This window comes from Dialister sp., from assembly GCF_036343215.1.
GTDB lineage: Bacteria > Bacillota > Negativicutes > Veillonellales > Dialisteraceae > Dialister.
This window is the reverse complement of record NZ_JAZASU010000038.1, coordinates 1-15,682: the sequence shown is the minus strand read 5'-3', so window position 1 is coordinate 15,682 and position 15,682 is coordinate 1. Positions and strand designations below refer to the sequence as shown.

Genomic DNA, 15,682 nt, shown 5'->3' with positions numbered 1-15,682 from the left:
TTCTCCAGGAGAATTGTGTATAAAAATGGCCCGCCATCCAGTTTGATGCGGGCCTCCTGCACTGATTACTATGAACTGATAACTGATAACTTTATCACTTCCGGTATTTCCACATATTGTGTAATTATTGTACAGCCCCACATTCACTGAGAACTGATCACTTTTCACCACAGATGGATATTTCTTTATTTCAAAGCATATCTTTCTTATACAGTACGAAGGATACGATGAGGGTTGCGAGAATTCCGATTCCGATGACTGCCCAGAATCCGATGGCTGCTTCCTGCCAGGGGACGGGGACGTTGATTCCCCAGAGGGAGAAGATCAATGTGGGAATAGCCAGGATAATGGTAACGGAGGTCAAAAATTTCATGATCTGGGAAAGGCGGTTGGATACGATGGAGGAGAAGGAATCCATCATGGAGGCCAGAATGTTTGTATAGATTTCGGCCATTTCCAATGCCTGTTTGTTTTCAATGATGACGTCTTCCAGCAAATCTTCGTCTTCTTCATACATTTTCAGGAGCGAGTGAAGGGGACTGTTCCGGAGACGCATGAGCCGTTCCATCACGTTTTCATTGGCATGGAGGGCGAAATTGAAGTAGGTCAGGGATTTCTGGAGTTCCAGCATGCGGAAGAGTTCTTTGTTCTGCAGGGATTTACGAACCTGGGTTTCAATGACGTCGGTCTTTTTGTAGATTTGCTGCAGGTAGAAAAGGAAGGAGGAAGAGGCCTGGGAGAGGATCTGGAAGAGGAATCTTGTCTTTTTGTAGGTCTGGAAGGAGGTGAAGGAGTTGGCCAGGAATTTCTGGATGACCATGTTTTTTTCCAGGCATACGGTGATGAAGTACTGCCGGGTGATGAAGATACCAAGCGGCAAAGCATCATAGGCATCGGTTTCCAATACGACAGGGGTATTGACTACGACAAAAATATAGTCATCTTCCAATTCCACGTGGGACCTTTCTTCTCTATCCAGTGCGGTCTGGAGGGAGTCCACGGGGATGTTCGTGAGCTCATTGAGCTTTTTCAGTTCGTTCAGGTCGGGGGCGGCGCAGTTGATCCAGGATCCTTTTTCCAGCTGCTCCAGCGGGACCTCACAGAGCAGGTGATTTTCGTTGTGCTTGTAAGCTTTCAGCATGGCCGCTCCCTCCTTTCGATTTTGGCTCGTACATTTTTAGTGTAGTCGGAAATAGAGATTATGTCAAATCTTTTTGTCAGCGGGAAATGCACAATTGCATGCCGATATTGAGCTTTGGGGGTAGAGGCAATACGGCTTTGGAAGATTGGCGGAATGGGGGGATTGCCTGCCGATATTGAGCCTGGGGATAGAGGCAATTCGGCTTTGGAAGGTTAGCGGAATGGGGGGAATTGCCTTCCGATATTGAGCTTTGGGGTAGAGGCAAATCGGCTTTGGAAGATTGGCGGAATGGGGGGAATTGCCTTCCGATATTGAGCTTTGGGGTAGAGGCAAATCGGCTTTGAAAGGTTGGCGGAATGGGGGGAATTGCCTGCGGATATTGAGCCTGGGTTTAAAGGCGTTTCGGCTTTGAAAGGTTGGCAGAATGGGGGGATTGCCTTCCGATATTGGGCTTTGGGGTAGAGGCAAATCGGCTTGAAAGGTTGGCGGAATGGGGGGAATTGCCTGCCGATACTGGCATGGAGGGTTTTGAGGCAGTTCGACTTTGACCGATAGCGGAATGGGGGGATTTGCCTTCGGTTAGAGGCTTTGGGTCTTGAGGCATTTCGAATGGCAGCCATATCGTGCTGCGGGAAATTATAAAAATTGCGCCCGAAGGGCACCTCCTTCTCTGAGAACTGCGAACTGATAACTGATAACTTTTCCGCTTTCATGGATATTCAGTTTTTCGAAATGTGTGAAACAATAAAAAAGCCCCCTCGAAAGGGAGCTTTTATTTCTATTTCCAAAAATCAGTCTTTGAAGGGAACGATGGATGCGCAGTGGGGGCAGAGGGTGATGGTGTAGTCTTCTTTGCCTTCTTCTTTGAGGATCTTCTGGGCCAGTTCCCAGGCTTCGGCTACGGTGCCGACCGGGGTCTGGTTGGTCTTCTTCACTTCTTCGAAGTTTTCCGGCCTGGTGACCAGGATGATGTGGTAACGATGGGTCATGCAGAAAAGATTGAAGGCTACGAAGAAGGGGATGGTGAAGTGTTCACGGAGGGCTTTTTCCATGTCTGCTTCGGTTTCATATTTGAAGCTTCCCAGGTAGGCCGGCGGTTCATGGATATCGCTGGCTTCCATAATGGCGATAATGATGCCGCCTTCTTTGGTAACTACATCGGAAGGATCATAGCATTTGCAGCCCTGATAGAGGGATACGTCTTTCGGATAGCCGCCGGCGCAGGCGAAGCATACATCACATTTTTCGGTGTAGGGAACTTTCTGAATCTTATAGACTTCTTTGGTCCCTTCGAGCCATGCTTCATAGGGGTCGCCGCCTACCATACGGCAGATTTTTCCTTCGGAGTTGGTGACGGAGTGAACGAGGAAGCAGGGTTTCACCATGTCGGAGGCTTCCTGCATATCGTCGGATACGGGGTTGTCATCGAGCAGGGTGGAGCGGGTCTTCGGATTGATGCCGGAGCCGAATTTTTCGCCCAGCGCATGGCAGTGATTGATCTGAATGGTTTCATCGCCGGCTACGCCCGGAAGAATGAGTTTTCTTCCGCCGCCATAGCCTGCAAAGAGGTGGGTGGTGATTCCGTCGACTACGATGATTTTGTCGGCTTCTACGGCATGTTTATTCAGCCATACCGGAGTGCCGAGTTTTGTGTCGCCTACATGGACCAGTTCGTCCTTGTTCAGGGAATGATGCTGGTACATTTTGATTCTCTTTGCCACTTCTTCTCCGACTACGACGATATCTTCTTCCGGAGTCTGTTCACGATGGGTGCCCTGGGCGAAAAGGATGCAGATGTCTTCATCCGGAATGCCGGCCAGGTTCAGTTCGTTGACGATATAAATGACAAACTGGTTGGAATGGTTCCAGGTACGGGTAATATCTGCGCATATGATGCAGACTTTGTCACCTTTGGAAACGGTTTCCTGGAGCGGTTTTCCGCCGATCGGATGTCTCATACAGTCGATGGTTGCTTTTTCCACATCACAGGCCGGTACAGGATTTCCTTCGAGTACATCGAGGATGTGTTCTTCCGGAAGCATGACTTTCTGGGTGGTCCTGCCAAAACCAAATTCATATTCTTTCAGTGCCATAATGTTTCCCCCTTTGGAAATACGGCCCGCGGGGCCGGTAAATGAAGGTGTCTGTATGTGTTAACCCTTATTATAGCACTTTTATGAAATATGGGGGGGAGGGGGGATTACAGGATAGTTATTTACAATACTAAAGCAGGGTAATCAATATTTCCTATGCCTGCGGGGCACCGGATTCTGAATGGTTTCCTATCAAAAAATTCTCCCTTTACAGCCTTTCGCGAAACATCTACACTAAAGATAAAGAGGAAAGGATGTGTTTCCTATGGATCGTGCAAGAATTTCCACCTGCCTGGCAGCAGGACTGTTTCCTCATCCGCCCATTATGATTCCGGAAATCGGCGGAGGGGAGCTTCTGAAAATGGCAAAAACCATTACGAGTGAAAAAGAAGCCATGCAGAAAATCGTGGAAAAAGGCATTGAGACCGCCGTCGTCATTTCGCCCCACAATCTGTGCTTTTACGATGCTCCTGCCATTTTCATCGATGATGTGATTTCCGGGAGTCTTGCCGCTTTCGGACGGAGCGATATTTCCATGGATTTGGAAATAGACCGCATGCTTTCCGAAGCCATCGTGAAAGAAGCGTCTCCGGTCATTCCCCTTCACCGGGTGGATCGGGCCGAAGCGCGGAAATACAACAAAACCCTCTATGTGGACTGGGGTACTTTCGTCCCTCTGTACTATCTCATCAAAGCCGGTTTCAAAGGGAAAGTGGTCCTCCTTTCTCCCTGTTTTTCCAATTATGAGCTGAATAAAATCCTCGGTTCCGTGGTGGAGCGGGCGGCTTCGAAGCTGGGACGGAAAATCGGCATCATCGCCTCCGGCGACCTTTCCCACAAGCTTTCGAAAAATTCGCCCAATGGCTATACGCCCAATGGCATCGTTTTCGATAATGCCGTCATGGATGCCCTGACCCGCAGGGATTTGAAACCCCTGACCTCCATGTCTGAAGAATTTATCGATGAAATAGGCATGTGCGGTCTGCCGTCGGTGTATTTCCTCTTTGGCGCCCTGGGAGACCGGAAAGCGGAAAGGCCCGTCACTTCTCATGAAGGACCTTTCGGCGTAGGGTACGGCGTGTGTCTTTACCTTCCGGAAACGGAATCCGCCGGGGAAAGGCCGCACGACCCGAAAGTGCTCCTGGCCAGGGAAAGCATCCGGTATTATCTGGAAAAGGGAAAAGTCATGAAGACGCCGAAGGATCTGCCTCCGGAAATGAAAGAACGTCATGGCGCTTTCGTTTCCCTGCATGAATTCGGGGCCCTCCGCGGGTGCATCGGCACATTTCTCCCCTGCTATGATAATCTGGCCGAAGAAATCATCCATAATGCCAAAGCCGCTGCCATCGATGACCCGAGATTTCCTGAACTGGAATCTTACGAACTGGAAGATCTCACGATTTCCGTAGACGTCCTCTCGGAGCCGGAACCGACTGATGAAAAGGGACTGGACCCGAAGAAATATGGAGTCATCGTGGAACGGGGAGGCCGGCGAGGGCTCCTCCTTCCGGACCTCGAAGGCGTGGATACAGTCGCTCAGCAGATTTCCATTTCCAAACGGAAAGCAGGAATCCCCCGGAGCGAACCGGTCAAACTGTACCGGTTTACGGTGAAAAGGTATTTTTAGCCGTTAGCTGTGTCTCAAGCAGTAAGAAAAGCTGAGAGGAGAAGTTATCAGTTATCAGTTCGCAGTTATCAGTTCACAGAATCTTAAACAGGACAGGAACCGATATGCTGAAAAAGTCCATTTCCCTGTTTGCTGCGGACGCATTCACTGATAATTGAGAACTGCTAACTTACTCACGGAATGGTGAGAAAGTTTTACCCTTATATATAGCCGTTAGTTCGCAGTTATCAGTAGCCTGACTTTTGTTCGTAAGGCCTGTCACGCATCCGGATTCGAACCCTTATTGGTACATCAAATTAAAGCGGGTAGAACGGATGGGGCAATCATTCCCTCGCCTGCCTGAGCACAATGCAACTGATAACTGATAACTATGAACTGATAACTTTAATCCTGAATGGCAAAACAGTTTTATCCCTCAATATATATTAACGAAAGGAGACATCATGGAAAGCGCATTTTACATGAAATTATCCGATGGCACGGCGGTCTGTGAACTCTGTCCCCATCGCTGCCGGATCCCTCCCTCCGGGACGGGCTGGTGCCGGACGAGAAAAAATGACCACGGCGAACTGAAAACCGTGACCCATGGTCTTTTCAGCTCCCTGGCCCTGGACCCCATCGAGAAAAAGCCCCTGGCTTATTTCCATCCCGGTTCCATGATCCTCTCCCTGGGAAGCGCAGGCTGCAATTTCTGCTGCAGTTTCTGTCAGAACTGGGAACTTTCCCAGTCGGACCCGGATATGAGACCTTTCACGCCCCGGCAGATCGTCCGCCTCGCCCGTTCCCTTTATGCCGAAGGAAATATCGGCGTCGCCTGGACTTACAATGAACCGACGCTCTCCTATGAATTTATCCGCGATACGGCACCCCTGATTCAGGAAGCAGGAATGGTCAATGTCATGGTTACCAACGGTTATATCAATCCGAAACCGCTGGAAACCCTGCTCCCCTATATTTCCGCCTGGAATATCGACCTCAAAGCCTGGGATCCCGCCTTTTACAGCTCCATCTGCGGAGGAAACCGGGATGCCGTCCTTGCCACCATCAAAACCTGTGCGAAAGTTTCCCATGTGGAACTGACAAATCTAGTCATTCCCGGTGAAAATGACAACCTGTGCCAGTTTGAAGAAATGGTCAAATGGATTGCCGATATCGATCCCGAAATCCCTCTCCACATCACCCGTTTCTTCCCCCATTTCAAAATGACCGACCGGGAAGCCACCTATATTTCCACCCTCGTCTCCTTTGGGGAAACGGCAAAGAAATACCTTCGTCATGTACGCATCGGAAATGTAAGCGGCGGTGATCTTCGTCTTCACGGGTGGGTGAATAAGGACTAAATTCGTGAACGTTAGAAATACGTATTTTGGAAAACCGTTTTTAAAAAGTGATCAGTTCTCAGTTCGCAGTGATCAGTGGCCCCGCTTTTATTCCTAAAGCTTATCACGCAGTCTGGTCTAAGAGCTTTAATAGTATTTCAGGATATACCAGATGGACTAAATTCAACAAAAGTTTCATCGCTCGCCTGAGTACAATGCAACTGATAACTATGAACTGATAACTGATAACTTAGATTCGAAATCTTGAGAAAGCCTTGTCTTTATACATATAGCATTAGTTCTCAGTTCGCAGAAATCAGTGGCCTGACTGCAGTATGGAAAACCTGTCACGCAGGCTGGCGTTAAACAGGTAATGGGTAATTAGTTTCATTTCCCGCGGATAGGGTACATGAGCTGAAAGTCCCATCGCCCGCCTGTGTACAATGCAACTGATAACTATTAACTATTAACTGATAACTTTAAACACAACGGTTCACTTAAAAATTAAAGAAAGAAGGAAATATCATGCTTCCGAAACTGGAACCAATCATCATGGAACACGCCAATGGCGGCAAAGGACATCTCGTAATCGAACCGATTCTCTCCAAAGAGCAGCTGGGAGACAAATGCCGGCTCTATGCTCATGTGATCATCCCGAAAGGCTGCTCCATGGGTGTTCATCAGCATAAAGGAGACGGAGAATGCTACTACATCCTCTCCGGAAAAGGACTCTATACGGATGATGACAAAACTTACGAAATGGGCCCGGGAGATGCGGCTTACTGCTATAGCGGCCATTTCCATGGAATCGAAAATATCGGGGACGAAGACCTCGTCCTCATGGGACTGATTATTTATAAGTAAACTGAGAAACGAAAAGCCAGACCCTGTTCAGGGAGACTTTTGGGCAGAGTTCTCAGTTCTTAGTTATCAGTTCTCAGTTATGGTGGCCGCCTTTACATAGAAGAGGCGGCCTTTTTATATAAAATCTAACCGTTTTCAATGAAATTTATGTATAAAAATGGCCCGCCATCCAATTGGATGCGGGCTTTCTTCACTGATAACTATGAACTGATAACTGATAACTTCCGCTTTTTGTTAAATACAATCCATCTGATTTCAGTTTCTATTTTGCGTTAGCAAGCACATATTCGAATATTTCCATAAATTTCTGATTGAGTTCCTCCCGCTCTTTCCGGCTTCCTGTGAGGCAGGCTTTATGGATGAAGCTTTCGTGGAGGGCTACGATGATGGAGAGGGTGGGTTCGGCTTTTTCTCTGGCCACGAATCCTTCTTTCACCAGACTTTCCATGACGATCCGGTCCCGGTCGGAGAGAGTTCCCCGGATCACCATGTGCTGCATGTCTTCGGGAAGGCCTTCCAGTTCATCCGGAAAAAGCTCCATGTAGTAGGTCCGGATGACGTCGGGCAGTTCTTCACTGTATCGGCCGAAGAACATATTGTAGAAAATTTCCGGGTCCCGGAAAGCAAAATGATTGAAGCAGCGGTACACCGTTTCGTACCGCTCTTTTGCATTCATGGAGGGTTTGAGGGATTTCCCCAGGAGCAGATTGTATTCGCACAGATACCCTACGGAGCCATAGAGGATGAGGTTTTCCAGATCCGGGAAATAATTGTAGAGCGTGGCGCTGTTATAGCCCGCTTCCGAGGCAATGCGACGGATGCTGGCTCCCGCAAGGCCGTCTTCTTTCAGGATTTTTTCCGTAGCCTCCACAAAGAAAGCCATGATCCGCCGCTGCCGGATGGTGAGTTTTTCTTCCTTCGTCTCCGTTCCCATGAAATCCTCCTGTTTCTAATCATGATGATTGACTTTCTTTATTATACAACTTATAATGGGGGCAAATAAAAAATAATCATGATTATATAATAATCGCGAGTATAAAATAATCTCGATTGAAAAAATGAAAAATTGAAACAGAGCTTAGCAGTCAGCCTTTAGCGGTTAGCCGTTAGTGGTTAGTTCCTGTCTGGTGAGAGCATTTTTTACAAAAAGGCGCACCATCAAATTCTGATGTGCGCCACCTTCCCTAATCCCTAACCCCCAATCCCCAATCCCCAATCCCCAATTCCTTTTCTCAAAAGTATTTTGACGGAGGTGAAGCAGATGAAATTACCAAAAATCTCCGGTTCCTTTCTCGTCCTTCTGGGGGCCATCTGCTGGAGTCTGAATTCTCCTTTTGTGAAATCCCTGACCCTGGACCCCATTCTCATCTGCGCCCTCCGGTCTCTCATCGCATCGATGGTCCTTCTGCCATTTCTCCGGCCGAAGAAAATTCACTGGAACGGGTGGCTGGCTCTTTACTGCGTATGCTATCTGGGACTCTGCCTTTCGGTGATTATTTCCCTCACCATGACCAGTGCGGCTATAGCGGTAGGAATGCAGTATACCGCTTCCATCTGGCTTTTCCTCCTGGTGACGTTTCACACGAAACATTTCAATTCCCATCTATTTCTGCCCATTGCGGTCATTATGGCGGGGGTCCTTTTCTTTATGGGTTCCGGCGGAAGCGGGGATTCGGATACGGAAGGAAATATGATTGCTCTCACGGAAGGAATTTTCTTTGCCGGCATGAGTATCGCTTCCTCCCGGGCCACTTCGGAAAATGCCCTGGGCCTCACGGCTTTGGGAAATATTTTCATTGCGGGCCTTCTTTTTGTCCTCGTTCCATCTGTCCGTGAAGGTCTTCCTCTGATGACCGGGCAGGACTGGGTGATTATGCTGATTCTGGGAACTGTCCAGGTGGCAGGAGGCTATGGCTTCTTCAATCTGGGCATCCAGCGGATTTCCGCCCGGAAAGCGTCGGTCCTGGCCCTTTGGGAAATGATTCTGGGGCCCCTCTGGGTGGCCCTTTTCCTGGGACTGTATCCGAATCCGGAAGTACTTGCCGGATTTGCCATCATTCTCTGCGGAATCTTTATGGACAGCCGGCTGAACCGGGCGTGAGAATTTCGGATTTCGGACTGCGGGTCGGTGGGCGCCTTGAAATCGTATGGGCGCCCTTTTTGTATGGGAAATTTAAGATGGAATGGCTTTTGTTTCGGGGATGTCGGGAAGGTCGGGATTGTCGGGGCTGTCGGGAAGGTGGCGGGCATAAAAATTATGAAGCCCGCCTTTTTATATGGGGATATGGATAGGGTCATTTGTGCTGATCATGGTCCGTGGTCCGTGGTCCGTGAAGGTGGGCGCCTGAAAATCGTATGGGCTCCTATTTTATATGGGAAATTTAGGATGAAATGACTTTTGTTTCGGGGATGTCGGGGTTATCGGGGCTGCCCAGGTGGTGCGGCGCAAATTCGTGGGCGCCACAATTTTGATTTTTCCATAAAAGTTCCCATTTCCCGGTGGTTTCATTATTACGTAATGCCTGGGGCGTTTTTGTCGGTTGTCATTCTTATGATATGCAGCCCCCTTCACCCGCTTTGCGGGAGCTTCCCCCGTAGGGGGACGCTGGACAATTTTCCGCGATTTGATTATCTGACAATGGGCAGTTCGTCCTCCCCGCTGCGCCGGAGCCCTGCCGGGGAGGGCCTGCTTGTTTTCTAATCGTCTTATATTTCCCTGGAATGTTTCGTCAGTCAGACTTATGTATGCTCTGTATGAATCAGCACCAATTCTTTGAAATGGAACAATAAAAGAGACTCCTTTTTACGGATAGGAGTCTCTTTTGATTTAAAACTGAAAGATTCAGATATGGAAGAAATGGGTGAGGGGTTTGATGGGAATGGGTTCATTCTGCTTTTCAATGATATTTTTGACTACTGATTCTTCGACGTGGACTTGTCTGGCTGCGGCGTCGGGGGTTCTGCCTTTAAGGTAAATCAGACGCAGGATGAAAGCACGATGGGCGAGTTCCAGTTCATGTTCCACTTCTTCCCGGTCCCATCCAATCCGTCGGTCGGCCTGGGGATGGGTGGCAAAATATTCATTTTCAATCTGGTCAAGCTGTTCTTTCGTGGTAATCATGCCGGTGACGGAAGCCTTTTTTCCATTTCCATTGGGCTGGAAAATGATGTCACTCCGACGGATGACGCCGGCAATCTGAAAGGTCTGCTGAAGCCATATTTTCTTCTTCTGATCGGGGTCAATCTCAACTTCAGCCATTTTCTTCCCTTTTTCAGCCATATGACGCATGTAATGGCGGCGGGCCTTAAGCACGGCAATCAGATATTTCCTGTCCGGATCGTTTTTATCATGGACTTTCCGATGGCAATTGTGACAGAGAGTGATGAGATCCTCACCCGGTTCGGTTCCAAACTCGAAATTCTTTGGATATCTGATGTGATGGACTTCAGGATTTTCCCGGCTTCCACAGAGCTGACACTGGCGGTTGTCACGCTCCAGGATGGATTTCCTGATTCTGGCCCATAAGGGGGATTTCAGGTAGCCCTGGTACTCCTTCAATTGTGTCCTTGTTACTTTCAGCTTTTTTCGTTTCATGTCGGTCTCCTTTCGGAAAGGATGCGGGACCATGAAATAAGGACCCGCTTTTCCTTATTGTACAGGAAATTCAATTCTCTTTCAGCTGGGGAAAATCATTTATTTCAAAAATGATATTGGAAAAGTATTGAGAAATTTTACGGAATGGAGACGCCTTTTTGAATGCAAACTGACGATGGCAGGCTATACTGAGAGCAAATCATCATTTTGAAGGAGGTCGCCATGTCTATTTCCGGAAAACTCTCAGCTGCCTTTCTTGCAGTCCTCTGCCTCTCGCCGATTTCATTCACAGATGCCGCCAATGTGATCGAAGTGCGCCATGCCATCGTGGATACGGGCGCTTTTCCCATCCCCTACGCAGGGAAGGAAGAAATATTTCATCACAAACTGTACCCCGGTTATGGTTCAGCCCTGACGCTGAAAAGTGTCAATGAAGACGGGTCCATGGATTTCTATACCATCACGGACCGCGGACCGAACGGGGATATCCCGAAGTATGTCAAAGGGGACAAGAAGAAATCGGGGAAAATTTTCCCGGCCCCCTCTTTCAATCCAAATATCGGCATCCTCCATGTGAGTGCGGATTTATCGAAAGCCGTGATTACCGATTCCATCCCCCTTACGGTTAACGGAAAGAAAATTACAGGAAAAGCCATCCCGAAGGGTTCCGTCGGTTCCACGAAGGAAACGGCTTTTGATTTCAACCTGAAAGACCTGGGCACGGACCCCAATGGTCTCGATACGGAAGGCATTGCCGTGGACCGGATCGGTCATTTCTGGATTTCCGATGAATATGGACCATTTGTCGTCGAAGCAGACCGGGCAGGGCGCATCATCCGGAAACTGGCTCCGGGAAACGGCCTTCCATCCATTCTGGCCTCCCGCGTGCCGAACCGGGGCAGCGAAGGCCTGACCATCGATGAAAACGGACTTCTCGTGGGCTTTGTCCAGTCTCCTCTGGACGTGGAAAAGAAAACGAAGAAGACAAGCCCGTACTGCCGCATTTTCACCATCGATCCGGAAACGGGAAAAACGACCATGTACGCTTATCAGGTAGACGGGGGCTATAAAGATTTCGGCAAGGCCAAGCTGGGCGATATCGCTCCCCTTGGAAATCATAAATTCCTCATCATCGAGCAGGGGAAGCAGAATAAGAAAATGCAGAACCTGATTTACGAAATCGACCTCACCGGAGCCACGGAAATCCCTGATGATGGACGTCTCGAACTGGGAACCCTTCCGAATGTAAAACCGGTTTCCAAGAAACTGGTCCTGGACATGAGGAAAGCGGGCTGGAAACTGGAAAAAGCCGAAGGCCTCACCCTCCTCCCGGACCGGAAGACCATTGCCGTAGTGAACGATAATGACTTTGGTATTTCCATAGACGTCATGGATCCCTCCGTTCCGAAAACAGATGTGGAAGACTATACCTACGATGCAGACAAAAAGGTATATATCTATAAAGACGGCAAAGTCCACAGGAATGTACGGCTGGGACTTAAGGAAAATGATCCCGTGGACCGGCATAATGAAATTTGGTTCTTCACGCTGGATGAGAAGCTGTGATTAGAGAAATCATTCACTTCTGACGGATAGAGTCATTTGGGGCGATCGTTCTTCGTGATTCGTTGTTCGTTCTTCGTGAAAGTGGGCGCCTTGAAAATATAGGTGCCCATTTTGTATGTGCTTTTTTAGGTGAAATGACTTTTGTTTTGGGGGTGTCGGGAGTATCGGGATTGTCGGGGATATCGGGAAGGTGGCGGGCATCAAATTGATGAAGCCCACCTTTTTATATGGGGATATGGATAGGGTCATTGGTGCTGATCGTGGTTCGTGATCCGTGGTCCGTGGTCCGTGAAGGCGGGCGCCTTGAAGTTATATTGGCGCTCATTTTTGTATGGGTAATTCAGGATGGAATGGCATTTGAATCGGGAGTATCAGGAATCTCGGGGTTCATTTCAGGATTGTCGGGGCGGTGCGGCGCAAATTTGTGGGCGCCGCCATTTTGATATTGTCTTTGGCGTGCCTGTTCGACTTGTACGATAGTACATCTTCTCGGCTCTTTTGGAGCTGCTCGGCAGCCGCATAACTTTTACTGTCAGAATAAAATCCCTGCCGGCGGGGCAGGGATTACATCTACAAAAAAGTGGCGTTGTCCACTTTTTTGTAGATGTAAATCATATTTCTTCCAGTCCTTTGAGGAGGAAGTCCTGAATTCCCACATAGTAGATACCGTTTTCATCGTGCCAGGGAATGATATCATCGCCAAGAACCACGATTTTGCGGAAGGAGTCTTTTACTTCCCGGAGGGAGGCTGTCTCTTGCGCCTGTTTTTCTTTGCTGTCCACCCGCAGAGCCGACTGGATATAGCATCGGCTGGTTCCCCGGTTGACGATGAAATCGATTTCCAGCTGGCTGCTCACCCGGCGGTCTCCTTCTTTTCTTCGAACAGGAACCACTCCCACATCTACGCTGTAACCGCGGCTGATGAGATCATTGTAAATCATATTTTCCATAGTATGGGTCTGCTCCACCTGGCGGAAGTTCAGTCTGGCATTCCGGAGACCGATGTCAGTGAAGTAGTATTTCATGGGCGTGGAGAAATAGCGGGAGCCTTTTATGTCATACCGTTTGGCCCCGCTGATGAGATAGGCTTCCTCAAACCAGGTGAGGTACTGGGCAAGGGTGGTGTGGGAGATGGAAATATGTTTTTCTGATTGAAATCGACTTTCCAACTTTGCTGTATTTGTGAGAGAACCGATAGCGGAAGAGATAAAGTCGAGAAGGATTTCCAGAATTTCAGAAGAGTTTTTCAGATGGTTGCGTTCAATGATGTCCCGAAGATAGGTCTCTGTGAACAGAGTTTTCAAATAGTTGATTTTTTCTTCCGGTTCTGAAAGCTCCAGAAGATAGGGCATGCCTCCAAAGATGGAATAATCCCGAAAGGCATGAATTTTGTCCGGCACAGCGGCATAAAATTCGGCAAAGGAAAGGGGATTCATATGGATTTCATCGCCCCGGTCACGAAACTGGGTGAGGATATCACTGGAAAGCATTCTGGAATTGCTGCCGGTGACGTAAATATCCAGGTTTGGCAGCTTCATGAGTCCCAGAAGGGCATCGACAAAGGTGATTTTTTCTCCCTCTTCCGTATAGGGATTCTTCATGGCAGAAGAAAACTGGATTTCATCGATGAAGGCGTAGTATTTAACGGCAGGGGAAACCATGCGGTCCCGGATGAACCGGTCCAGTTTGAAAGGGTTTCTATAGGGAGTATTGTCCAGTTCATCCAGCGCGATTTCGATGATCTGCTCCTGTTTCACGCCCGACTGAAGGAGATGATTCTTGAAAAGATGGAAAAGCAGATAGGATTTCCCGCAGCGCCGGATACCGGTAATGATTTTTACCTTCCCGTTAAACTGCTTTCGGATCAGTTTCTGTAAATACTGTGGTCTTTCGATTTCCATATGGACCTCCTGATCAAATCATTTCCTGTATTATATCTGCAAAAAAGTGGCTTTGTCCACTTTTTTGCAGATATAATTGCTTCAGATTAAAAAAACAGGGGCCCTGAGCAGAGAAAAACGGTCCTGCTTCATAGAAAGCTGACAGCTAACGACTAACGGCTAACGGCTAACTGCTAACGGCTGAGATCTATTTCCAAAGTCCCTTTGCATGCGACATCTCCTGTCTTTCCTTCATGCTATAATATAGGAAATACGGACAAGGAGGGGATTCCATGCCATTTTTTACGATTGTAAAAGATATTACTACCATGAAAGTGGATGCCATTGTGAATGCGGCCAATAATGAGCTGGCTTTTGGCGGGGGAGCCTGCGGGGCGATTTTCCGCGCTGCCGGGATCGAGGATATGACCCGGGCCTGCGGGAAAGTTTCTCCTGTTCCTACCGGAGAGGCAGTCATCACTCCGGGGTTCAGACTTCCGGCCAGATATGTCATCCATACGCCGGGACCTCTGTATACAGGAGCAAAGCGGGATGCGGAGCTCCTTGCTTCCTGTTATACTTCTGCCCTGAAACTGGCGGAGGAAAAGAAACTGGAGTCCATCGCATTTCCTCTGATTTCTGCCGGCGCTTACGGATATCCGGAAAAAGAGGCCCGGGAAATCGCGCGGAAGACGATCATTGATTTCCTGAAGGAAACAAGCTTCGATATGACGGTGTACCTGACGCTCCTTTCCAAACCCCGGCTTCGCCGTCTCCCCAGCATCCAGCGGCTGATTGCCAATGGTATGCTGACCCGGGCCGATGGGAAAATGGAAGAATTGGAATCGGAAGCCATCGAAGCCTGTGAGGAAATGGAAGCATCCGGGTCGCTTTCGGAAAAAGAGCTGCTCCGTTCCGTGGATGATCTGTCTTCTCCCCGGAGTCTGCCACCGCTTCGGAGGAAATCCTGTTTCCTTTCGCCAAAGGATAGGACAGGAAATCTTCCCTTTGAGCTGGATATCCCGTTTTCCAAAGCTCTCACCAATCTCATCGATGAAAAAGGCATGACGGATCCGGAAGTATATAAAGCGGCCAATATCGACCGCCGCCTTTTCTCAAAAATCCGGAATCCGAAGTATGTGCCGAAAAAGAAAACCATCCTGGCCCTGGCCGTAGGTCTGAGGCTCACTACGGCAGAAACGGAAGCGCTTCTGGAGTACGCAGGCTACAGTTTGTCAAAAAGCCAGATGATGGATGTCATCGTGCGGTATTTCCTCTCCCGAAGGGTTTACGATATTTACAGGATCAATGATGCGCTTCTCGCCTATGACCAGCAGCAGCTGGGAGGGGCGTAATCTCCCGGATTTAAAAGCTTTCAGGCAAATAAAGCCGGATGAACTTGAATTTAAAAAGTTATCAGTTATCAGCTCAAACTTCGCAGTTAACAATCTTGTGCTTTCCTAAATAATATCGGTCTTTTTCTAAAAAAGAATAGCAAGGACCTTCCGTTTTAGGTAAAATTAGGTTGGAGACAAAACAATACCTAAAGGAGGCCCTTGCCATGAACTCTATTTTACCACAAAACCAGAATGAAAAT

11 protein-coding genes are annotated in these 15,682 nt (G+C 48.5%); 6 read left to right on the top strand and 5 right to left on the bottom strand.

The features are described 5' to 3' along the window. Positions 1-190: 190 nt before the first annotated feature. The gene (locus VZT47_RS06555) at positions 191-1,141 is read right to left on the bottom strand and encodes a magnesium transporter CorA family protein (protein ID WP_330224173.1); all 951 of its coding nucleotides are present in this window, start codon (positions 1,139-1,141) and stop codon (positions 191-193) included. A 791-nt stretch (positions 1,142-1,932) separates the two neighbouring features. Next, entirely contained in the window at positions 1,933-3,234 is a 1,302-nt protein-coding gene (larA, locus tag VZT47_RS06550; RefSeq protein WP_330224172.1) for a nickel-dependent lactate racemase, read from the bottom strand. Positions 3,235-3,499: 265 nt separating this feature from the next. Here larA and amrA point away from each other — a divergent pair, with 265 nt between their 5' ends. The 3 genes from amrA to VZT47_RS06535 all read left to right on the top strand — a co-directional run bounded on the left by amrA (position 3,500) and on the right by VZT47_RS06535 (position 7,044). Further along, entirely contained in the window at positions 3,500-4,861 is a 1,362-nt protein-coding gene (amrA, locus tag VZT47_RS06545) for an AmmeMemoRadiSam system protein A (protein WP_330224171.1), read from the top strand. A gap of 443 nt (positions 4,862-5,304) precedes the next feature. Beyond that, positions 5,305-6,201 (top strand): AmmeMemoRadiSam system radical SAM enzyme, encoded by an 897-nt coding sequence (gene amrS, locus VZT47_RS06540; protein WP_330224170.1) that lies wholly within the window; start codon positions 5,305-5,307, stop codon positions 6,199-6,201. A gap of 504 nt (positions 6,202-6,705) precedes the next feature. Continuing rightward, positions 6,706-7,044: a cupin domain-containing protein gene (locus tag VZT47_RS06535; RefSeq protein ID WP_330224169.1), complete on the top strand. Its 339-nt coding sequence runs from the start codon at positions 6,706-6,708 to the stop codon at positions 7,042-7,044. Between the two features lie 262 nt (positions 7,045-7,306). Here VZT47_RS06535 and VZT47_RS06530 read toward each other — a convergent pair whose 3' ends face one another. Further along, positions 7,307-7,978 carry a TetR/AcrR family transcriptional regulator gene (locus VZT47_RS06530; RefSeq protein WP_330224168.1) on the bottom strand — a complete coding sequence of 224 codons (672 nt, stop codon included), beginning with the start codon at positions 7,976-7,978 and terminating at the stop codon, positions 7,307-7,309. Positions 7,979-8,305: 327 nt separating this feature from the next. Here VZT47_RS06530 and VZT47_RS06525 point away from each other — a divergent pair, with 327 nt between their 5' ends. Then, on the top strand, positions 8,306-9,145 hold the full coding sequence (locus VZT47_RS06525; protein ID WP_330224167.1) for a DMT family transporter: 840 nt from the start codon (positions 8,306-8,308) through the stop codon (positions 9,143-9,145). Positions 9,146-9,886: 741 nt separating this feature from the next. Here VZT47_RS06525 and VZT47_RS06520 read toward each other — a convergent pair. Next, positions 9,887-10,639, bottom strand: coding sequence for an HNH endonuclease (locus VZT47_RS06520; protein ID WP_330224166.1), 753 nt, complete (start codon positions 10,637-10,639; stop codon positions 9,887-9,889). Positions 10,640-10,861: 222 nt separating this feature from the next. On the opposite strand from VZT47_RS06520, the gene VZT47_RS06515 reads away from it, so the two are divergent. Then, on the top strand, positions 10,862-12,205 hold the full coding sequence (locus tag VZT47_RS06515; RefSeq protein WP_330224165.1) for an esterase-like activity of phytase family protein: 1,344 nt from the start codon (positions 10,862-10,864) through the stop codon (positions 12,203-12,205). A 611-nt stretch (positions 12,206-12,816) separates the two neighbouring features. On the opposite strand, the gene VZT47_RS06510 is transcribed toward VZT47_RS06515, so the two are convergent. Continuing rightward, positions 12,817-14,106, bottom strand: a complete 1,290-nt coding sequence (locus VZT47_RS06510) for an ATP-binding protein (protein WP_330224164.1) — start codon at positions 14,104-14,106, stop codon at positions 12,817-12,819. 272 nt (positions 14,107-14,378) lie between these two features. Between VZT47_RS06510 and VZT47_RS06505 the strand changes: the two genes are divergently transcribed. After that, positions 14,379-15,440 carry a macro domain-containing protein gene (locus VZT47_RS06505; RefSeq protein WP_330224163.1) on the top strand — a complete coding sequence of 354 codons (1,062 nt, stop codon included), beginning with the start codon at positions 14,379-14,381 and terminating at the stop codon, positions 15,438-15,440. The last annotated feature ends 242 nt before the right edge of the window (positions 15,441-15,682 follow it).